The following is a 19,937-nucleotide window of genomic DNA, read 5'->3' as shown; positions in this document are numbered from 1 at the left end:
ATCATCAATATTCATCTGGTTGCATGATAGCGAGCAAGATACTGTAGCTAAAATGATGATTTCTTATCATAGATGAATTAAATTCATCTATTGAGACTGGTATAGGAGACGGTAGATGAGAAAGATCCCCCCACTCAGGGCGCTGCAGGTGTTCGAGGCCGCCGCCCGTTTGCAGCACTTCTCCCGGGCCGCGCAGGAGCTGTGCATTACCCAGAGTGCGGTGTCTCATCAGGTTCGTCTGCTGGAGGAGCACTTCGCCCTGCCCCTGTTCAGGCGCGAGGGCCGCAGCCTAAGACTCACCGACAAGGGTGAGCAGCTGTTTCAGGAGACGGCGAGGATCTTCAACGAGCTGGGAGAGCTAAACCTCAGGTTACTGGGCGAGAAGCCAGAGGCCCTGCGCCTGGCGGTTTACAGCTCCTTCGCGGTAAAATGGTTGATCCCCAGGCTCAGCGGGTTTCGCCGCCTACATCCAGGCATTCAGGTGCGCCTGGATATGATCACCGAAGACCCTGTGCTGTCCCACAGCAGCGCCGACATGTTTATCACGGGCCAGCAAGATCAGAAGGGCTACTGGCAACAGCTGCTGCACGCCGAACGCTTGATTCCCGTCTGCAGCCCGGAGCTTATCAGCAGCGGCGACAAGCTGGATCTAGACTGGCTCAGCACCCAGCAACTGCTCACCGTAGATGAGGGACCGCTGGGGCTGGACTGGCAACGCTGGTGTGAACATAACCAGCTACCAGACCCCAAGGAACACCAGCAACAGCTCTTCAGTCATGTGTTGATGGCGATCGAGGCAGCGATTGCCGGTCAGGGGGTGGCCTTGGCCTCAGACTTCATGGTGCTGGATGATATCGCCAAGCAGCGCCTGGTGGCCCTGCCCTTTGCTGGTATCGATACCGGCTTCGAGTTTAACTTCCTCTGCAAGCAGCGCCGACTGCAGGAGCCCGCCATCGCCGCCTTCGTCCACTGGTTGACCCAGCAGCACTAGCGAGTCCTCCTTAATATTTATCCATTAAAAAAGCCGGCTGATGCCGGCTGTTTTTATTTGCTCGATTAGAGCAGTAGACCAATCTTTTCGTAGACCTTCTTCAGGGTCACCTCGGCGCGGGCCTGAGCCTTCTCGGCACCTTCGTGCATCACCTGATTCAGGAAGCTCTGATCGGCTCTGTACTCCTTGAAGCGCTCCTGCAGCGGCTCAAGCATGCCGACAACCGCTTCACCGGCAGCCACTTTAAGATGACCGTACATCTTACCTTCGAACTCAGCTTCCAAACTCGCAATGCTCTGACCGGTAACCCCCGACATCAGGCTCAGCAGGTTAGAGACGCCTGGCTTGTTCTCGACATCGAAACGCACTACTGGCGGCTCGTCGCTGTCTGTCATCGCCTTCTTCAGCTTCTTCATGACCGCCTTAGGATCTTCCAACAGGCCGATCACATTGTTGCGGTTGTCGTCAGACTTAGACATCTTCTTCAATGGATCCTGCAGCGACATCACCTTGGCACCCAGCTCAGGTATGAAAGGCTCGGGAATGGTGAAGGTCTCGCCGTAGGCATTGTTGAAGCGTGTCGCGATATCACGAGTGAGTTCAAGATGTTGCTTCTGATCTTGACCCACAGGGATCTCGTTTGCCTGGTACAGCAGGATATCAGCCGCCATCAATACCGGATAGCCGAACAGGCCGACGTTGATGTTGTTGGCATGCTTCTGCGACTTGTCCTTAAACTGGGTCATGCGGCTCAGCTCTCCCATCTGGGTGTAGCAGTTCAGCGCCCAACCCAGCTGAGTGTGCTGAGGTACCTGCGACTGGATGAAGACGGTACTCTTCTTAGGATCGACACCACAGGCCAGGTATAGGGCCAGCGTATCTAAGCAGGCATCACGCAGCTTCTGCGGATCTTGGCGTACGGTAATGGCATGCAGATCGACCACACAATATAGGCAATCATGACTATCTTGCATCGCAACCCACTGACGTAGTGCACCCATGTAGTTACCAATGGTCAATTCACCTGACGGTTGGGCACCGCTAAGCACAATAGGTTTAGTCATAAAATTTATTGCTCCAATGCTATTTGGCTGTCTGTTATCTGCGCCAATACTTCGCTAAATGTGTTACAAACGGCCGTCGGGCCGCTGAGCCCAATATCTTCACCGTAGTTGTACCCGTAGGTCAAGCCGATCGAGGAAATACCCGCCGCTTTCGCCGCTAAAATATCGTTTCGGGAGTCGCCCACCATCAAAAGCTGCTCATCTTCGAGCTGCCATGCCTGTTTGAGGTGAGTCAGCGGCAAGGGATCCGGCTTCATCTTCTCCAGCGAATCGCCCCCCAACACCTGATTGAACAGGTGAGCTATGCCAAAGGCCTCCAGCAGAGGCACGGTGAAGCGGTAGGGCTTATTGGTGACAATCGCCAGTTGGTAACCCAGCGACACCAGCTGCTCGAGTACAGACTTAACGCCATCATAGAGGCGGCTGTGCTGCTGCAGGTTTGCCTCGTAATGCTTGCTAAATAGCGGCATGGCGGCATCGATTTCGTCCTGTGTTGCCGCCTCACCTCGGGCAAAGGTCAGCGCACGCTCCACCAGCTTGGCGGCGCCATTGCCCACCCAGCTTCGCACCTGATCCTCGTCGCACAAGGGCAAGGCCAGATCGGCGAGCATGCCTTGAGTGGCGGCGGCCAGATCCGGCACGCTGTCGATAAGCGTGCCGTCGAGATCGAAGGCGATCGCCTTAATAGATTGGGCTTTCATACTCAAGCATCGACCTTAGCCAGCTCGCTGCGCATCTCGTCGATCACCGCCTTGTAGTCTGGCTTATTGAAAATCGCCGAACCGGCCACGAACATGTCGGCACCCGCCGCCGCTATTTCGGCGATATTGTCGACCTTAACGCCACCATCGACTTCTAAGCGAATATCGAAACCGCTGGCATCGATACGCTCACGTACCTGACGCAGTTTATCCAGTGTCGACGGGATAAAGGATTGGCCACCGAAACCTGGGTTAACCGACATCAACAGAATCACGTCCAGCTTGTCCATCACATGATCCAGATAGTGCAGCGAGGTCGCCGGGTTAAATACCAGGCCAGCCTTACAGCCAGATTCCTTGATCAGCTGCAGGGTGCGATCGATATGCTCAGAGGCCTCTGGGTGGAAGGTGATGATAGAGGCGCCGGCGTCAACGAAATCGGGAATGATGCGATCCACAGGCTTCACCATGAGGTGCACGTCGATATCGGCGGTCACGCCATAGTCGCGCAGCGCCTTACACACCATAGGGCCTATGGTCAGGTTAGGCACATAATGGTTATCCATCACGTCGAAGTGAACCACATCGGCACCGGCCTTGAGTACGGCCTCGACATCTTCCCCGAGACGGGCAAAGTCGGCAGATAAGATAGAGGGAGCAATTAGAAATGGACGCATGATAAACTCACTAATCTGAATAAGAATTACGCTATTCTACCTTATAGCCAAGCCTAGCCTCTATAGGCGATGCTGGATTAAACGTGTTCTGGTTCAGAATTGAGTAAATTTCACTGGCGGCAAATCGTCTCACCGAAAAATTATGTTCAAAATATAAACGCCTTTGCTATAATGCTCTGATTAGGGGTTTCCATGTTCACAGGATGTAGAGATGAGAGATAAGGCCAAAGCTTCAGCCAAGATGAAATCGGCAACGGTATTGACCGTCACCGCCGCTGTTGTTGGCTTTACCGCCATTGGCGTTCAGAGTCTCAGTGAAGATGAGGCCAATCTGGCCTGCGTGTGCGATAGCAACGCCAGCTACAACTCCTCACTTCCCGCCAGCCACCCAAATAACCGCTGCGCCCAGCAGGCAGATAATGTCAGTTGGAGTAATTGGTTAACGGGTCGAAGCCGCTCTAATCAATTGCACTTTGTCGATCTGCTCGAGCTGCTCCATGGTCATCAAGACAGCCCCATGGACGATGTGACTCCCACCAGCAAACAACGCCTCTAGGCCCTCTCTTGCTGCAACTCTTTCTTAGCACCCTGGCCGCCTTCTTTGGCGTGCAGACAGAGCAAAACCGCGTTCGCGACTTTCAGTCCCGCTCGCCGGTGCCCTTTATAGTGATGGGGATTCTATTGGCCATCGCACTGGTCGCTTCACTCATCTTTATCGTGAAACTTGTGCTGGCCTAGCCTCGATTAACCGCCTTAACTAATACCTTAGCTAATGCCTTAACTAATGCCTTAGCCTCAGCTTAATCGTTTTCGCTATGATAACTGTCATCATACAGTGCCATCAGCTCATCGACCTTCTTACGACTACTGCCGTTTTGGCTGATATTGCGCTGCACCTGAATGGTGTCGAATCTGGCGCCATGATACAGCTCCCGCGTAAGGGGAATATCATGGTTACTGATGAGCACAGGGATACCTCTATCGATCGCCGTATGACGCGACTTGCGAGCCAGCAACGCTTGGTCGTCCAGGCTAAAGCCCGAGCCCACATAGGTGGTAAAGCTGGCCGTGGTTGACAGTGGTGCATAAGGTGGGTCGCAATAGACCACATCGCCTGGCTGAGTCAGATCGAAGGCCTCTTCGTAACCTATGCATTTAAACTCGGCCACCTGCGCCTTGTCGGCAAAGGCCTTGATCTCTTCTTCGGGAAAATAAGGCTTCTTGTATGAACCAAAGGGCACGTTGAAGCCGCCCTTGGAATTGTAACGACACAGACCGTTAAACCCATGGCGGTTCATATAGAGAAAATAGACAGAGCGCAGGAAGGGATTTTGAGTCTGATTGAATTCACTGCGCACCTGATAATAGGCTTCTTTATCATTCTTAGCTTCGACAAACATCGCCTTCGCCTCGGTGATATATTTTTCCGGCGTGGATTGCACTATCTGATAGAGATTGATCAGATCCTGATTGATGTCGCACAAGAGATAGCGCTTGTATTGGGTATTAAGAAATACCGAGCCTGCGCCGACAAAGGGCTCCACCAATCTGTCGCCTTCGGGGAGGTGCTGGGTGAGCGCATCAACCAGTTTAAATTTTCCGCCGGCCCATTTTAAGAAGGCTCTCTGTTTTTTAATCATCTAAATCGATTGAGTGCACAATGAAAACAAGTTGTCGATTGTACTCTGTTTATTAATGAATTTCACGGCTCACAGCCCCTTGTTGCAGCTCATAACCGGATAAATCTACCCAGGCTCTCAACCATGGTGACGGTAACTGAGCCGTCTGGGCTAAATCGAGCGCTGCCTGCTTACCCGCCTGCCTGTCTGTGTATTGGCCATAGAGGAGCACCCAGTAGCTTTTATAGCGAGCGATCTGCACCTGATTAGCATCGGGCAGCTTGGCAATGGTGGCATCGAGGGACTCCAGACGTTTCACCGTCGCCAGCTGTAGCGTATAGCCTGTCGGATGTGGCATTGACGCAGTCGATGCTCCCAGATTGCGAGATTCATTCGGCTCGCTCACTGGCTCAACGGCAAAGGTTTCCACTTGCTTATCAAGCGCCGTGGCATCGCTTGGTGCCTGACTCCATTGCGCCTGCTGCGTTTGTGCTTGAGTATCTTGCTGTGATGAAAGCGCTTGTTCGGCTTGGTGCTCATCCTGATGGGCTAGCACTTCATCTTGAGATGACGCTCCTTCTATCTCACTTTCTATCTCACTTTCTAGCTCATCTTCTGGCTGAGTCTTTGACTGAGTAGCCAACTCGGTTGAATCGACGGCGACATCTGCAGACTCTTGAGCTCTCTTGCTCAAGCGCCCACGTTGTTCAAAATAGCCACTCAGCAGAATCTGCCCATAGCCTTGATTAAAAGCATCCGCCCGCACCGCCGCAACCGTCTGCACCTTAGGTTTGGCCACCACATCTTCAGGCTCTCCCCAAAACCAATAGAGACCTGCGAGCAGAAACGCCATGCAGGCTCCTATGGCCAAATAGACAGGCCATGGCCTTTTATTAGGAGTGGTTGGCTCGCCATGCAATGCCAGATAGAGCAGATTCACCACTTCGGCCGGTGCCCCCTGCTGACGCTGAAGTTGATCTTTGACTATCTCCCGCGGTGTGAAAGGAGTCTCCTCGCTGCGATGCAACAGGGTGTAATACAGCCCCTCACGTTCCGGCATGGTTAACGGCGAAATAGCAACGGGCAATAAAAGCGGACGCTGGGTATCGGGCAGCTGGGCCAAGATCTGGTTGAAGTAGTCTGCCGGGGCGGTCATTGTTAGCGAAAGCTTTCTGCCCGCTAAGCTCAACTGACTCAGTACGATACATTCCGCCCACAGCTCTAGGGGCAGGTATTGGGCATCATCGAGCACGATATGGCTGTGTGAGGGTAAAGTATCACCGAGGCGCAGCAGGGTTTCAGGCAGAGGGACTTCGTCGTCGAAAACCGGCTCGGTCAACAACTGGACCAGTATCTTACGGCGGATCTCCGCACTATCGACATGCTGAGGACACACCACCAAGGCCGAACTGACATCATCTAAGGTGTCCACCAGCGCCGTGGTGAGTGTGGTCTTGCCGGCACCGGCGTCGCCCGTCAACACAGTCAACTGCTGTCCATAGAGCACCACGTGCTGCAGCCTATGTAGCAGAGATTCCTGACTGGGTAAGAGAATAGCGGTTTGAAACGTCACTTAATCACCACACAAACTAGGCGCGGCTAATGACCTCTTGCAGAAGGGACTCGGAAACCTCGCCATACACCTCTGCCTGGCCTATGGCCTTTGGCAGAACCAGTCTGAGTTTTCCATTCAGCACTTTCTTGTCACGCCGCATATGCTTGATGAACTGTTCGAAGTTCATCGCCTCTGGAGCCTGCGTTGGTAGGTCAAATGCCTCGAATATCGCTTCAATTCGACAAACAATTGACTCATCAACCAGCCCCATCTTAGATGCAGTTTGTGCAGCAAGTACTGTGCCAGCCGCCACGGCTTCGCCATGGAGCCAGACGCCATAACCCATCTCCGCCTCTATGGCATGGCCAAAGGTATGCCCAAGATTCAACAGGGCGCGTACGCCTTGCTCCGTCTCATCTTGCGCCACGACGTCAGCCTTGATTTGACAGCATTTGGCGATGGCATAGGTAAGTGCTGTCTCGTCCAGCGACTTCAGCGCCTCGACGTTCTGCTCTAACCAACTGAAAAATGAGCCATCCCAGATGATGCCATACTTAATCACCTCGGCCATGCCAGCGGCAAATTCTCGGGCCGGTAAGGTATGCAGGCATGCCGTGTCTATCGCCACCATCTTAGGCTGATAGAAGGCACCTATCATATTTTTACCCATGGGATGGTTGACGGCAGTCTTGCCCCCCACGGAGGAATCGACCTGTGATAACAGAGTCGTTGGGATCTGAATGAAATCTACACCGCGTTGATAACAGGCGGCGGCAAAGCCTGTCATGTCACCGATAACACCACCACCCAGAGCAATCAATACGGAATCACGCCCCATGTTCTGCGCCAGCAGTGAGGTAAAAATCGCATCCATCTGCGACAGTGTCTTGTATTGTTCGCCATCGGGTAGGATGACAGGATCGGCACATTGGTAGGAAGCCAATAGCGCCTGTACCTTAGCGAGATACAGAGGCGCTATTGTGTCATTAGTCACGATAAGAATTTTTTTGCCTTGAAGATAGCTTGAGAAGTGTTCGCTATTTTCGAGGAGATTCTGGCCAATAAAGATAGGGTAACTGCGTACGCCAAGTTCAACCTGAATCTGTTCCATTCTACCGCCTAATGTTTAGAAGCCTAATTGGTCAATAATTTGATTTGCAACAACTTTTGCGCTTTGCTCGTCAGTTTTGACTATGACATCGGCAATCTCTTCGTACAGTGGATTACGGATCTCAGCAAGCTTTTCTAACACTTCTCTTGGGTCGTCAACCTGAAGTAGTGGACGACGCTTGTCGCGCTGGGTACGCGCAACCTGCTTATCGATAGTGGTTTCCAGATAGACCACGATGCCACGGGCAGACAAGTTGTTACGAATATCTTTACTCTGAATGGAGCCGCCGCCAGTCGCTAAAACAATGCCTTGTTTTTCGGTTAAATCGGCAACAACTTGTGTTTCGCGACGACGAAAACCTTCTTCGCCCTCAACGTCAAATACCCACGCGATATCAGCACCGGTACGGTTTTCAATCTCTTGATCTGAATCGTGGAACTCTAAATGAAGCATCTGCGCCAGATGACGGCCTATAGTGCTTTTGCCAGCCCCCATAGGACCTACTAGGAAAATATTACGTTTTTCAGCCATTGCTTTACGTCTGAATCTTATATGGAAAGTTTGCCTACGCCAGCCAAAAAATCAGGCCGACCTTAAATGTTACCTTGCTCTAATGAGACTTGACCACGGATTATCTCAGCTATCTCCCCCCAAAGGCAAGTAGGGTGAGTAAATTCTGTGAAATTATACTCAGGCACAAAAAAGCCAGCGTTCATACGCTGGCTTTATCGGATAGGTGCTTAGAACTAGAGTTGCTCGGAGATGATCTTAGGTGTCACGAAGATCAACAGCTCTTGGCGCTCATTCTTGTCGGTAGTGTTTCTAAAGAGGTAACCCAAGAAAGGAATATCCCCCAGTACAGGGACCTTACTGACACGATTGATCAATTGTTGCTGGTAGATGCCACCGAGCACAATCGTCTCACCGTGATCGACTAACACCTGAGTACCGATACGCTGAGTATCGATAGAAACCGCCTGACCAAGTGGTGTGTCGACCGTCTTACCCTGAGAATCCTGGGTGATCTCAAGATCTAAGATCACGCGATTATCAGGTGTGATCTGTGGCGTCACGCGCAGCGACAATACCGCCTTCTTAAACTGCACCGTAGCCGCACCACTGGAAGCCGATTCAACATAAGGGATCTCAACACCTTGCTCGATGTAGGCCGCCTTCTGGTTCGAAGTGGTAATACGTGGGCTAGCGATGATCTCACCCTTGCTCTCTTGCTCCAGTGCACTCAGCTCTAGATCCAACAAGGTACCGTCGGCCAACTTAGCCACATGGAAGGCAATACTGGTTGGGTTAGCTACCGCGGCCGGCAGGTTAACATTCAATCTGTCACCGATATCTGGCACGACACCATTGGCGATATCGTTTGCGCCTTCCAGACTACCAGAAGTTCCCTTACTGCCCTGCTGATCTGTGATCCCCCACTTGATACCGAGATCTTCAGACACGTCGTCCTTCACGGTCACCATACGAGATTCGATCAATACCTGACGAATCGGGATATCCAACACCTCCACCAAGCGGTGAATGTTTTCCAGACTCTCTTCGGTATCCTTCACCAATAGAGTGTTAGTTCTGTCGTCTACGGCAACTGTGCCTCGAGCCGATAACAGAGACGCATCGTCGCCTTTAAGCAACTCGGCAATATCTGTCGCCTTGGCATAGTTGATCTGTAGATACTCAGAATAGAGCGGAGCAAGTTCTTTCACTTCCTGTTGGTTCTTCAGCTCTTGGCTCTCGCGAATTGCGATCTCTTCGGCAGGTGCCACCATCAAGATGTTGCCTTCGATACGCTTATCCAGTCCCTTAGTCTGCAGAATCAGATCTAAGGCTTGGTCCCATGGTACATCGTCGAGTCTCAGGGTGATATCCCCTTCGACTGTATCGCTGGTCACCAGGTTGAAATTGTTATAATCGGCGATGATCTGCAGCACTGTACGTACCGAGATGCTCTGGAAGTTAAGAGAAAGCGAACGGCCTTCATACTTCTTCTCTTCTTTAACAACCGCAGCACGCTCAGCCTTACGCACGTTGAGTCTGAACAGGTTGCCTTCCTGCTTGTAGTTGTACTCGTATTGACCCGAGACATCCACCAATACGCGCGCCGTCAACTCATCCTTGAAGGTCTCAAAGCTCTTTACTGGCGTCGCAAAGTCTTGAACATCCATGACATAGAGAAGATCTGTGCCTATATCTGTGTTGTAAAGCTTAAGTTCTAGCTTGGCACCCACCTGTTCCACATTGGCGGCCACCGATGAGTTATTAAGTTTGACCAACAACTCGCCACCACCATCGCCGGTGCGGTGGAAGTCGATGTTTTTGATACCGTTAACAAAAGGATTTGCGGCGACGTCACTGCGACTGGCAACCTCATCGTTAATGGTCAGGCGATAGGTGTTACCCATCACCTTGCCTTGATAGGCCTTTACCTTAGCCAGATCCACCAGCACCTTAAGCTGTTCGCTTTCCTGCAGCGTGGACATGGACTTAACACCGACGTTATTGATCGGTAGGACATCTTTTTCCAGCCCAGATAAACTATCGTCGAATCCAAGGATGATCTGCGCCGGTGAAGCATTGAGATTGATCTCAGGCTCCTTCACGGCGTCCTCAAACACCAGTTGTAACTCTAACTGATGATCGACAATCGAGTGGTATTTGACATCAATCAGACGGTTCGCAGCTGAAGAATACGGCGCCACACCCAATAATAAAGCCAAGCCAAAGGCCACTTTAAACAGGGGCGACTTTTTTAATAAAACGCTTTTCGCGGCAGAAGATTCCATTATTCCCTCATCCTTCGCTTTGTTATTCACCAGTCAGTTCCATGTTGCTCATTCTTTCAGCCCAGCAACCTGTCCCATCTGGAATTAATTCAACTATTTCGACCATTTGCTGTGTAACTTTAGCAATTCGCCCGTGATACAAACCTACGTATTCGCCCACACCTAGACGATATACGCTGCCATCATTAGTCTCGATTAAGGCCCAAATATTCTTATCTTCGCTCAAGGTACCGCGCATCTTTAAATTGTCCAGCGCATAGGTTTCTAGACGGCCCTTGCGGCGTTGCAGATCTGGCTGTAGACAATCTTTGGTCGTATCGACCACCTCTTCGGTGAGTTCTCTCGAAGGCGGTACGAAGGGACTGCGCATCAACTCTGCCTGATAGGCAAAATGTTCAAACTTAGGGGGCTCCTTCAAGGGGGGCACGCGCGCGACATGTTGAGCCTTAGTGGTTGTCACAAATAACTCAAGATCGCTGCGATCCCCCATACAACCTGCTAGCATCAAGCCCACGAATAGCAAAGGTAGCTTCTTCATTTCTTCGCCCCCTTCGCCGCATTATCTTTCGGGAGCTGGGCTCCCTCTTTGAAACGATAGGTCTTGGCCAAGATCTCCATGGCGAGCTCACCGCTATCACTGCGCTTGATAACGAAGTCATGCAGGCTCACGATACGCGGCAATTTAGCCACGCCACTGACCAGGTGGCCCATCTCATGATAATTTCCCGTTACCGACATGCTGATAGGAAACTCAATATAGAAATCGCGCTGTATCTCTTCTTGCCACTCCAGGCTCTGAATCCCCAGTCCCGAATCAGTCGCGACAAAGGTTAAATCGTCGAGCAGGCCAGGCATCTCATTCTGCGACGGCAACATTTTTAGCAGCTCGGCAAACTGAACTTCCATGACTGCCAGTTGCTCCCGATACAACTTAAGATTAGCCGCTAACTGATATTTCGCTTTAAAATCATCCCGCAAGGTGATCTCTTTGTCTTGCTCACGCTTAAGCACATCGATGGCATCCGAGACAAAAAGAAAATATCCTGCGACGAAGATAATGATGGCCAGGAAAGACGCGAATACCACCTTAACCTGGGTAGGCCAACCGCCAATGTTCTCAAAATCGATATCATTGAATTCACTCAGATCGAGTTTCATTTGCTCGCTCCTTGTGTCGCTTTGGCATTATCTGCATCTTCTTCACCGATAGAGACCCTTAAACTGAAACGCTGTAGCTGACGCATCTCATCATTCTGCGAGACGATCGACTGCATGTTGGGATCGTGTAACCACATTGAGGCCTTGATCTTGCGCATCATGTTGGCGACGTTGTTGTTAGACTCACTACGCCCCTGAATCCACAGCAAGCTGCCCTTCTTTTCGATGCTGGAAAGATATATTCCCGGCGGTACGACACGCACCAACTCATCCAATACATGGGTGGGTAAGTTTCTTGCCTGTTGCAGGTTTAATATGATCTCGGTACGACGCTCGATATCTTTCTTGCGCTCGCGAATCTTTTTAATTTCGGCAATTTGTTTTTCTAACAGCTGAATTTCACCCTGCAGATAGGCATTTCTTCCTCTCTGCTCCTCGGTCATCATATCGAGAACCGTTAAGGCTAAATAAACGACTAATGCCGCGCCGATAAATACAGCAGCTAATATGCCCAGATAATCGCGTTTTTGTTTTTCTCTTGCTTCTTCGCGCCAGGGCAATAAGTTTATGTTCGCCATTGAGAGTAACTCCTCAGCGCTAATCCACACGCGACCATGTATTTATTAATATTGGGCTGTAGTTGTGTCTTCACTTGCTCGTCCGCATGCAAGCAACCCAAGAAAGGGTCGGCAATGATGGTATGAACGCCGAGTTCATTCGTGAGCAGATTAGCCATGCCTTCCAGCTTTGAGGTGCCACCACACAAGACAATATGATCCACCTTATCCTTGCCACTCGAAGTACAGTAAATCTGCAAGGTGCGCTTAATCTGTTGTAGCAGTTGCGTCTGGAAGGGCGAGAGTACCTCGAACATATAGTTGCGTGGCAAATCGCCTTCGAGCTTGGCCTTCTCGGCCTGCTCGTGCGACATGCCGTAGAAAGATAGGATGGACTGGGTAAACTGCTCACCACCAAAGGCCTGTTCGCGGATAAAGGTCGTCTCGCCCTTCTCCACCACGGCAAAGGTAGTCATGTTCGCGCCGATATCAACCAGCGCAACCACCTTATCTTCGGCGCCATCGGGCAACTGAGCGGCGACCAACTCGAAGGAGCGTCCCAGCGCATACCCTTCAACATCAATCACTTTGGCTTCGAGATTGATATCGTCTAGGCTATCGACTCTAGCATCGATATTCTCGGTGCGACAGGCACTCAGCAGCACATCCACCTTGGAGGGGTCGGCGCTGTTAACACTTAGTGTTTCAAAATCTATGCTGACTTCATCAAGCGAATAGGGGATAAGGTTGTCGGCTTCGATCTCGATCTGGGTCTCCATCTCCTCTTCACTCAGTGAAGCATCCATGTAGATCACCTTGGTCATCACAGCCGATCCCGAAACCGCAGCCGCCGCATATTTTACGCTCTTAGGCAAAGATCGTTTGATCAATCTTAAGGACTCCAAAACTGCGTCTGAATCTCTTATCTCATGATCATTAACGGCGCCTTTTTTAACGGGCACCGCTGCGTGACTCAAAATTTTATAACCATCAGCAGTCTTACTCAGCAGTATTGCTTTTATCTCGTGGGAACCGATATCGATCCCGACCATCTGCGGAGCCTGACGCTTCCATAAATTTGAAAGCATAGTCCATCGTCACTTTTGTTATAGTTTCAGGAATTAGATTAGCACAAAATCAACTCGTTATAGATATTTGTACAAAATGTTTGTAACTTTTACAATTGCCATTTTTTTGACAACCATTTTTGCTTCACCAATAGCTGCTCGCCTTATATACTATTGTGCCTGCTAAATTTATTGGAATTATCTGGTGAAGTGGTTTAAACGAATTACCATCGCTCTATTTAGCCTAGCCCTTTTGGGAATAGGTGCAATTGCTGCGGCCTATTTTTATGTGCTGCCGGACCTTCCCGATGTTACCACTCTTAAAACCGTAAAATTGCAAACTCCATTACGAATTTACAGCGCTGATGGCAAATTAATTTCACAATTTGGCGAAAAACGCCGCATTCCAGTCGAATATGAGCAGGTACCGCAACAATTGATTAATGCGGTGCTCGACACAGAAGACGCACGCTTCTTCGAACATAAGGGGATCGACCCCATCGGCATCATACGTGCCGCAGTGATTCTGGCTACCACAGGTAAGAAGAGCCAGGGAGCGAGTACCATCACCCAGCAGGTTGCCCGCGGCTTCTTCCTCTCCAGAGAGAAGACCTACATTCGTAAGATAAAAGAGATCTTTCTGGCCCTGAAAATCGAACAGGCCCTGAGTAAGAAAGAGATCTTAACCCTCTATCTCAACCGCTCTTTCCTGGGTAACCGCGCCTACGGTGTCGGCGCCGCCGCACAGGTCTACTATGGCAAGGAACTCGAAGAGCTTACCCTGCCAGAGATGGCCATGATTGCCGGTCTGCCACAGGCGCCTTCTGCCGCCAACCCTATACGTAATCCGGCCCGCGCGATGAATCGTCGCAACTGGGTACTCAGCCGTATGCTGGAGAAAGAGAACATTACCCAGGACGAGTACCAGGAAGCGATAAGAGCGCCTATCACCGCCAAGTACCATGGTGCCGAGGTAGAGCTCTATGCACCTTATATCTCAGAAATGGCTCGCGACTATCTGGTCGAAAAACTCGGTGAAGAGGAAGCCTATACCGGCGGTTACAACGTCTATACCACTGTCGACTCTCGCCTGCAGATGCTGGCCCAGGATGCACTGCGCAACAACGTCTACGCCTATGACGAGCGCCACGGCTATCGCGGCGCGACTAAGGTGTTATGGGACGCAGAAGGCGCGAGCAAGCTAGATGAGGCCCAAATCGTCACGCAGCTAAAGCAGACTCAAAGCTTCCAAGGGCTCGAGCCCGCCGCCGTGATCGAGGTTGCCGAGCAGAGCGTCAAGGTCATCAATGCGAAGGGCGAAACCCTCACCCTAGAGTGGGAAGGACTCAAGTGGGCGCGCAAGTTCATCAGCAACAAGCGTCAGGGCAAGGCGCCTAAGACGGCTGGCGAGATCCTCAAGGCAGGCGAGCAGGTCTGGATCCGCAACAACGGGAACATCTGGCAGCTATCGCAAATTCCTGAGGTGGCCAGCGCCATCGTCTCGCTGGATCCTAAGGACGGTGCCATCAGGACCCTAGTGGGCGGCTACAGCTTCCACACCAGTCAATACAACCGTGTCACCCAGGCCAAGCGTCAGCTAGGCTCCAACATCAAGCCCTTCATCTATACAGGTGCGCTGGAGAAAGGCTATACCCTGGCGACGCTGATCAACAACGCGCCGATCAACAATGCCGACATACGTCAGGGCACAGCATGGCGACCCAAGAACTCGCCCGACAAGTATACTGGGCCGACACGCCTGAGAGTCGGTCTAGCACAGTCTATTAACGTCATGTCGGTACGCGCCATGCGCTATACCGGGCTAGAAAGTGCTATCGACACCCTAGTCAAGTTCGGTTTCGACCGCGACGATCTGCCACAAAACGAGTCCCTGGCGCTGGGCTCACCTTCGGTGACGCCGCTGCAGGTGGTCACCGCCTTCTCGGTATTTGCAAATGGCGGCTACCGCGTCGAGCCTTACTTTATCGACCATATCGACAATGCCTACGAGCAGACGGTAGAAGAAGCTAGCCCTACGCTAGCCTGCACACCTGAGTTAGCCGAGCCACAGACGCTGCCAACTGACGATCCTTTCGCGGCGATGGCGCAGGAACTGCCTAAGCACGAAGTGGCAAATCAAGAGGAAGAAGGCCTAGAAGTCGCGAGCCAGGAGGCTAACGCCGAAGATCCTAGCTGTCCGAGCACGGCTCGCCACGCACCGCAGATCATCAGCAAACAGACTGCCTTCCTGATCACCGAAGCCTTGAAGAGCGTTATCTGGGGCGGCGGCGACTGGAGCAAGGGCACCGGCTGGAACGGCACCGCCTGGCGCGCCGCCCGTGTGGTGAACCGCCACGATATCGCGGGTAAGACAGGTACCACCAACGAATCGAAAGATACCTGGTTCAGTGGCTTCACACCGACGCTGGCAACTACCGTATGGGTCGGCTTCGACGATCACAGCATCGAATTGGGCCGCACCGCCTGGAACACCAACGGCGCGAAAGATCAGATCTCGGGCGCCGAGGCCGGTGCCAAGACCGCCGGCCCAGGCTGGAACGAGTTTATGAAAAACGCCCTCCAAGGCACGCCTGAGCTACCTTCTCCTCCACCGGAAGGGATAGTCTCGGCCCGTATCGACCTGGCCACAGGCAAGTTAAGCCGTAAGACAGACTACACCACCAAGTTCGAGTATTTCATTCAGGGTACCGAGCCGAAGGAGTTTGCCACCGAGGCGCAGACTCAGGAAGATATCTTTATCGACGATTCGGTCGAAGATCTGTTCCAATAGCCTTCAGATGGGCTGGTGTCACTCACCACCAGCCCAGTCAATTCCACTGGCCTTTCGCTATTTTTCAGTGAATTCATAGCGCCAATTTTTTGGTGCGAATAAAACTTTAGATGTAAAAAAACCTGCGACTGCAGGTTTTTTAATCGATTGATTAGACAGAATTTATCTAAACTAGCCCTTGGCAGCCAACGCAGCCTTCACCTGACTGAGTGAGGTACCACCCAGAGCCTCACGTTTAGCCAGGCAAGAGTCTATTGTCAGACATTGATATACATCTTCCTGGATGACACTGGCGAACACCTGCAGGCTAGCCAACTCAAACTCTTCGATAGGCTTCTTCTGGGCGATCGCCTCGACCACGACCTCACCCACCACATGATGCGCCTCTCTAAACGGCATGCCTTTGGCTACCAGGTAATCAGCAAGCTCGGTCGCATTGGCATAACCCTGCTGGGCCGCCGACAGGGTATTCTCTCTGTTGACCTTTAAGCCAGACAGCACCAGAGCGGCCATCTCCAAACAGATAGACCAGCTGTCCATCACGTCAAACAGGCCTTCTTTGTCTTCCTGCATATCCTTGTTATAAGCCAGAGGCAGAGCCTTCATGGTGGTCAGTATACCCATCAGGCTGCCATAGACACGGCCCGTCTTGCCACGGATCAGCTCGAGTGCATCCGGGTTTTTCTTCTGCGGCATCAGCGATGAACCCGAGGTAACCTGATCGTCCAATTCGATAAAGCCCGCCTCACCACTGTTGAAGAAGATCAAATCTTCGGCCATGCGGCTCAGGTGCATCATGCTGATGGCAGCGTCTGAACATAACTCGATAACATGATCCCTGTCAGACACAGAATCTAAGCTGTTAAGAGTTGGCGAGGCGAACCCCAATGACTTAGCCAGCGCGTATCTGTCCATGGGATAAGCGGTACCAGCCAGCGCGCCCGTGCCCAGCGGACAGCTATCGAGACGCTGCAGACAGTCTTGCAGACGGCTGATATCACGCTCAAACATCTCCACATAGGCCAGGCACCAGTGACCGAAGGCCACAGGCTGTGCCCGCTGCAGATGGGTATAACCCGGCATGACGGCGTCCAGCTCACGCTCAGCAAGTGACAGCAAGGCTGCCTTTAACTGTGCTAGCAGTTCGAGCAGGGCCTGACCCTCCTTCTTGCACCAGAGCTTAAGATCGGTCGCCACCTGGTCGTTACGCGAACGGCCTGTATGCAACTTCTTACCCAGGTCACCGACCTTGGCGATCAAGGCTTGCTCAACGAAACTATGAATATCTTCGGCGCCGGAGGCCAGGATGGTCTCAGGCTTATCCTTCACCTCGGCCAGCAGTTCCTGCAATGCCTGTTTGAGCGACTGACACTCTTGCTGGGTGAGAATGCCCACACCTGTGATGGCATCGGCCCAGGCAATGGAACCAACAATATCTTCTTCCACCAGCCGATAATCGACCGGCAGGGAATCGTTGAAAAGTTTAAACAGTGCGCTGCTCTCTTGGCTAAATCTTCCGCCCCATAACGCCATCTCACTATCCTCTATAATCAGCTCTTAATTCAGCTCGTAAATCTGCTCTTAAAATAAAGGAGCGTTCGCCGCTCCTTTATTAGCTAGTCGACTCTACTTAACGTTTAGCGCCCGGATACGGCTCGCCAATGAATAGAGACGAATGAAGCCTTCCGCATCTTTCTGGTTATAGACTTCGTCTTCACCAAAGGTAGCAAACTCCTCGGAGTACAGGCTATTAGGAGAACGTTTCTTCACCGCCTGTGCCTGGCCCTTATAGAGCTTCAGCACCACTTCACCGTTCAGCAGGTTCGCCAGTGGCTGAGAGGCGCCCAGCAGCGATTCACACAATGGGGTAAACCAACGACCGTCATACACCAGATGCGCCATCTTGGCACCTACCTGCTCACGCCATTCGCGGCTGGTCTTGTCCAGTACTAGCTCTTCGATCGCTCTGAGCGCGGCAAACATTACCGTGCCGCCAGGAGTTTCGTAACAACCACGAGACTTCATGCCCACCAGACGGTTTTCGGTGATATCGATACGACCCACGCCATGGGCGCCGGCAATCTCATTAAGGGCCATCAGGGCACCATAAGGAGTGTATGACTGGCCATTAACCTTAGTAATACGACCGGCTTCCATCTCTACCGACACATACTCAGGCTCATCGGGCGCGTCTTCCGGCGCAACCGTCATGGTCCATACTTCTTTGCTTGGCTCGTTCCACGGATCTTCCAGCTCACCACCTTCGTGGGAGATGTGCCAGGCGTTGGCGTCACGGCTATAGATCTTAGTGGCCGATGCTGTGGTCTTGATGTTGCGCTCTGCCAGATAGTCCAGCAGATCTTCACGGCTCACCATGCTCCACTCTCGCCAAGGGGCGATCACGGTCAGATCCGGTGCCAGGGCGGCGAAACAGCCCTCAAAACGCACCTGATCGTTACCCTTACCGGTACAACCGTGACATACGGCGTCGGCGCCCACTTTACGTGCCACTTCCACCTGAGCCTTGGCGATGATAGGTCTAGCCATAGAGGTGCCCAGCAGGTAGGTGCCTTCGTAGATGGCGCCTGTGGCTATGGTGGGATAGATATAATCGGCCACCAGCTCCTCTTTCAGATCCACGATATAGCACTCAGACGCACCCGAGGCGATCGCCTTCTCATGCAGCCCTTCAAGCTCGGCCTCGCCCTGACCCACGTCGGCGCAGAAGGCAACTATCTCACAGTTATCATAGGTCTCTTTCAGCCAAGGAATGATCGCCGATGTATCCAGACCACCCGAGTAGGCCAGTACCACTTTTTTCACCGATGCTTTGTTGTTTTCGATAGACATTTCGTTTTCCTAAATACTCAATTCGTTGGCCCAATCACCATTGGGAAGATTCGTTAACTCAGTAGGGTCACTAACACGGCATTTTGCGCATGCATGCGGTTCTCTGCCTGTTGCAAGATCAGTGAGCCGGCCCCATCGACCACCTCTGCAGCCACCTCAACACCACGATAGGCGGGTAGGCAGTGCATAAAGAATTTGGCTCCCGCCTTGTTCATCATGTCGGTATCTACATGATAAGGCGCAAATTTGGCTTTGATCTCATCTAGACTGGCCTTGTCTCCCATGGAGATCCAAGTATCAGTATAGATGGCATCATGGCCGGCGATCGCCTCGACATCTGAGCTCAATACCAACTCACCACCGTGGGCCTCGGCAATGGCTTGTGCCTCGAGCACCACTTTGCCGTCGGGGAAGTGGCCCTGCGGGCAGATCACCGTCATCTTGGCACCCAACAGCGCCGCGCCATACATGAGCGAGTGGGTCACGTTGTTACCATCGCCAACATAGGCCAGCTTTACCTTGCTGACATCATCGAACTGCTCCGCCAGGGTCAGAAAATCCGCCAGCCCCTGACAGGGGTGGTACATATCCGACAGCGCGTTGATCACAGGCACAGTGCCATGTTCGGCGAGCTGCTCTATGGTCGAATGGGCAAAGGTTCTCGCCACGATGGCATCGGCCCAACAAGAGATGTTGGCGGCAAAGTCAGATACCGGCTCACGCTTGCCTAGGGCACCATTTTGCTGATCCAGGTAGAGACAATGACCACCTAACTTATTGATACCGATATCGAAGCTTACGCGAGTTCGCAGCGATGGCTTCTCGAATAACATCACCACACTCTTACCGTCGAGTGCCTTGCGATAGTCTTCTGGGTTGGCCTTGATCGTCTTCGCCAAGGCGAGTAAGTCGATCAGCTGCTGCTGGGTAAGCTCTTTTATCGATAGTAGGTGATTCATATATCTACTCCTAGATGAATACTCTTCTCATGTTCCGTT

19 protein-coding genes are annotated in these 19,937 nt (G+C 52.1%); 4 read left to right on the top strand and 15 right to left on the bottom strand.

What is annotated here, in order from left to right; all coding sequences use genetic code 11:
• Positions 1 to 115: 115 nt before the first annotated feature.
• On the top strand, positions 116 to 991 hold the full coding sequence (locus tag K0H80_RS01165) for a LysR substrate-binding domain-containing protein (protein ID WP_220072805.1): 876 nt from the start codon (positions 116 to 118) through the stop codon (positions 989 to 991).
• A gap of 65 nt (positions 992 to 1,056) precedes the next feature.
• Here the strand turns inward: K0H80_RS01165 and trpS are convergent, their stop codons facing one another.
• Genes trpS through rpe form a run of 3 tightly spaced genes read right to left on the bottom strand, consistent with a single transcriptional unit; the run spans position 1,057 to position 3,433 of the window.
• Positions 1,057 to 2,055, bottom strand: coding sequence for a tryptophan--tRNA ligase (gene trpS, locus K0H80_RS01160; RefSeq protein ID WP_011864028.1), 999 nt, complete (start codon positions 2,053 to 2,055; stop codon positions 1,057 to 1,059).
• A 5-nt stretch (positions 2,056 to 2,060) separates the two neighbouring features.
• Positions 2,061 to 2,756: a phosphoglycolate phosphatase gene (locus tag K0H80_RS01155; protein WP_220072804.1), complete on the bottom strand. Its 696-nt coding sequence runs from the start codon at positions 2,754 to 2,756 to the stop codon at positions 2,061 to 2,063.
• 2 nt (positions 2,757 to 2,758) lie between these two features.
• Complete coding sequence (rpe, locus tag K0H80_RS01150) at positions 2,759 to 3,433, bottom strand: ribulose-phosphate 3-epimerase (RefSeq protein WP_220043911.1); 675 nt, start codon at positions 3,431 to 3,433, stop codon at positions 2,759 to 2,761.
• A gap of 211 nt (positions 3,434 to 3,644) precedes the next feature.
• On the opposite strand from rpe, the gene K0H80_RS01145 reads away from it, so the two are divergent.
• Both K0H80_RS01145 and K0H80_RS01140 read left to right on the top strand, forming a co-directional pair.
• Positions 3,645 to 3,989 carry a hypothetical protein gene (locus K0H80_RS01145; RefSeq protein WP_220072803.1) on the top strand — a complete coding sequence of 115 codons (345 nt, stop codon included), beginning with the start codon at positions 3,645 to 3,647 and terminating at the stop codon, positions 3,987 to 3,989.
• Positions 3,990 to 3,997: 8 nt separating this feature from the next.
• The gene (locus K0H80_RS01140) at positions 3,998 to 4,171 is read left to right on the top strand and encodes a DUF2970 domain-containing protein (protein WP_011864024.1); all 174 of its coding nucleotides are present in this window, start codon (positions 3,998 to 4,000) and stop codon (positions 4,169 to 4,171) included.
• A 62-nt stretch (positions 4,172 to 4,233) separates the two neighbouring features.
• Here K0H80_RS01140 and K0H80_RS01135 read toward each other — a convergent pair whose 3' ends face one another.
• The 9 genes from K0H80_RS01135 to K0H80_RS01095 all read right to left on the bottom strand — a co-directional run bounded on the left by K0H80_RS01135 (position 4,234) and on the right by K0H80_RS01095 (position 13,319).
• Entirely contained in the window at positions 4,234 to 5,073 is an 840-nt protein-coding gene (locus tag K0H80_RS01135) for a Dam family site-specific DNA-(adenine-N6)-methyltransferase (RefSeq protein WP_220072802.1), read from the bottom strand.
• 52 nt (positions 5,074 to 5,125) lie between these two features.
• Entirely contained in the window at positions 5,126 to 6,625 is a 1,500-nt protein-coding gene (locus K0H80_RS01130) for an AAA family ATPase (RefSeq protein ID WP_220072801.1), read from the bottom strand.
• Positions 6,626 to 6,641: 16 nt separating this feature from the next.
• Entirely contained in the window at positions 6,642 to 7,718 is a 1,077-nt protein-coding gene (gene aroB / locus K0H80_RS01125; RefSeq protein WP_220043907.1) for a 3-dehydroquinate synthase, read from the bottom strand.
• A 15-nt stretch (positions 7,719 to 7,733) separates the two neighbouring features.
• Positions 7,734 to 8,249 (bottom strand): shikimate kinase AroK, encoded by a 516-nt coding sequence (aroK, locus tag K0H80_RS01120; RefSeq protein ID WP_144203903.1) that lies wholly within the window; start codon positions 8,247 to 8,249, stop codon positions 7,734 to 7,736.
• Positions 8,250 to 8,464: 215 nt separating this feature from the next.
• The gene (locus tag K0H80_RS01115; protein ID WP_220073891.1) at positions 8,465 to 10,516 is read right to left on the bottom strand and encodes a type IV pilus secretin PilQ; all 2,052 of its coding nucleotides are present in this window, start codon (positions 10,514 to 10,516) and stop codon (positions 8,465 to 8,467) included.
• 22 nt (positions 10,517 to 10,538) lie between these two features.
• Entirely contained in the window at positions 10,539 to 11,054 is a 516-nt protein-coding gene (locus K0H80_RS01110) for a pilus assembly protein PilP (protein WP_220043906.1), read from the bottom strand.
• Positions 11,051 to 11,674 carry a type IV pilus inner membrane component PilO gene (locus K0H80_RS01105; protein ID WP_011864017.1) on the bottom strand — a complete coding sequence of 208 codons (624 nt, stop codon included), beginning with the start codon at positions 11,672 to 11,674 and terminating at the stop codon, positions 11,051 to 11,053. The genes K0H80_RS01110 and K0H80_RS01105 overlap by 4 nt, the downstream gene beginning before the upstream one ends.
• The gene (locus K0H80_RS01100) at positions 11,671 to 12,252 is read right to left on the bottom strand and encodes a PilN domain-containing protein (RefSeq protein ID WP_011864016.1); all 582 of its coding nucleotides are present in this window, start codon (positions 12,250 to 12,252) and stop codon (positions 11,671 to 11,673) included. Before K0H80_RS01100 ends, K0H80_RS01105 begins: the two co-directional genes overlap by 4 nt.
• The gene (locus tag K0H80_RS01095) at positions 12,240 to 13,319 is read right to left on the bottom strand and encodes a pilus assembly protein PilM (protein ID WP_220072800.1); all 1,080 of its coding nucleotides are present in this window, start codon (positions 13,317 to 13,319) and stop codon (positions 12,240 to 12,242) included. The genes K0H80_RS01100 and K0H80_RS01095 overlap by 13 nt, the downstream gene beginning before the upstream one ends.
• 184 nt (positions 13,320 to 13,503) lie before the next feature.
• Here K0H80_RS01095 and K0H80_RS01090 point away from each other — a divergent pair, with 184 nt between their 5' ends.
• Complete coding sequence (locus tag K0H80_RS01090) at positions 13,504 to 16,089, top strand: penicillin-binding protein 1A (RefSeq protein WP_220072799.1); 2,586 nt, start codon at positions 13,504 to 13,506, stop codon at positions 16,087 to 16,089.
• A 171-nt stretch (positions 16,090 to 16,260) separates the two neighbouring features.
• On the opposite strand, the gene argH is transcribed toward K0H80_RS01090, so the two are convergent.
• The 3 genes from argH to K0H80_RS01075 form a co-directional block, all read right to left on the bottom strand.
• Positions 16,261 to 17,622 carry an argininosuccinate lyase gene (gene argH, locus K0H80_RS01085; protein WP_220072798.1) on the bottom strand — a complete coding sequence of 454 codons (1,362 nt, stop codon included), beginning with the start codon at positions 17,620 to 17,622 and terminating at the stop codon, positions 16,261 to 16,263.
• Between the two features lie 93 nt (positions 17,623 to 17,715).
• A complete protein-coding gene (locus K0H80_RS01080; RefSeq protein ID WP_011864012.1) occupies positions 17,716 to 18,939 on the bottom strand; it encodes an argininosuccinate synthase in 1,224 nt (407 codons plus the stop codon).
• A 53-nt stretch (positions 18,940 to 18,992) separates the two neighbouring features.
• Entirely contained in the window at positions 18,993 to 19,898 is a 906-nt protein-coding gene (locus K0H80_RS01075) for an ornithine carbamoyltransferase (RefSeq protein WP_011864011.1), read from the bottom strand.
• Positions 19,899 to 19,937: the final 39 nt, after the last annotated feature.

Source organism: Shewanella aegiceratis, from assembly GCF_019457495.1.
In the GTDB taxonomy this organism is placed as follows: Bacteria; Pseudomonadota; Gammaproteobacteria; order Enterobacterales; family Shewanellaceae; genus Shewanella; species Shewanella loihica.
The sequence above is the reverse complement of the archived record's forward strand: the minus strand, read 5'-3'. Positions and strand labels throughout refer to the sequence as shown.

Coding starts and splice junctions, on each gene's coding strand:
- K0H80_RS01165 (WP_220072805.1), top strand. CDS start 116: ATGAGAAAGATCCCCCCACTCAGGGCGCTGCAGGTGTTCGAGGCCGCC.
- trpS (WP_011864028.1), bottom strand. CDS start 2,055: ATGACTAAACCTATTGTGCTTAGCGGTGCCCAACCGTCAGGTGAATTG.
- K0H80_RS01155 (WP_220072804.1), bottom strand. CDS start 2,756: ATGAAAGCCCAATCTATTAAGGCGATCGCCTTCGATCTCGACGGCACG.
- rpe (WP_220043911.1), bottom strand. CDS start 3,433: ATGCGTCCATTTCTAATTGCTCCCTCTATCTTATCTGCCGACTTTGCC.
- K0H80_RS01145 (WP_220072803.1), top strand. CDS start 3,645: ATGAGAGATAAGGCCAAAGCTTCAGCCAAGATGAAATCGGCAACGGTA.
- K0H80_RS01135 (WP_220072802.1), bottom strand. CDS start 5,073: ATGATTAAAAAACAGAGAGCCTTCTTAAAATGGGCCGGCGGAAAATTT.
- aroB (WP_220043907.1), bottom strand. CDS start 7,718: ATGGAACAGATTCAGGTTGAACTTGGCGTACGCAGTTACCCTATCTTT.
- aroK (WP_144203903.1), bottom strand. CDS start 8,249: ATGGCTGAAAAACGTAATATTTTCCTAGTAGGTCCTATGGGGGCTGGC.
- K0H80_RS01115 (WP_220073891.1), bottom strand. CDS start 10,516: ATGGAATCTTCTGCCGCGAAAAGCGTTTTATTAAAAAAGTCGCCCCTG.
- K0H80_RS01110 (WP_220043906.1), bottom strand. CDS start 11,054: ATGAAGAAGCTACCTTTGCTATTCGTGGGCTTGATGCTAGCAGGTTGT.
- K0H80_RS01105 (WP_011864017.1), bottom strand. CDS start 11,674: ATGAAACTCGATCTGAGTGAATTCAATGATATCGATTTTGAGAACATT.
- K0H80_RS01100 (WP_011864016.1), bottom strand. CDS start 12,252: ATGGCGAACATAAACTTATTGCCCTGGCGCGAAGAAGCAAGAGAAAAA.
- K0H80_RS01095 (WP_220072800.1), bottom strand. CDS start 13,319: ATGCTTTCAAATTTATGGAAGCGTCAGGCTCCGCAGATGGTCGGGATC.
- argH (WP_220072798.1), bottom strand. CDS start 17,622: ATGGCGTTATGGGGCGGAAGATTTAGCCAAGAGAGCAGCGCACTGTTT.
- K0H80_RS01080 (WP_011864012.1), bottom strand. CDS start 18,939: ATGTCTATCGAAAACAACAAAGCATCGGTGAAAAAAGTGGTACTGGCC.
- K0H80_RS01075 (WP_011864011.1), bottom strand. CDS start 19,898: ATGAATCACCTACTATCGATAAAAGAGCTTACCCAGCAGCAGCTGATC.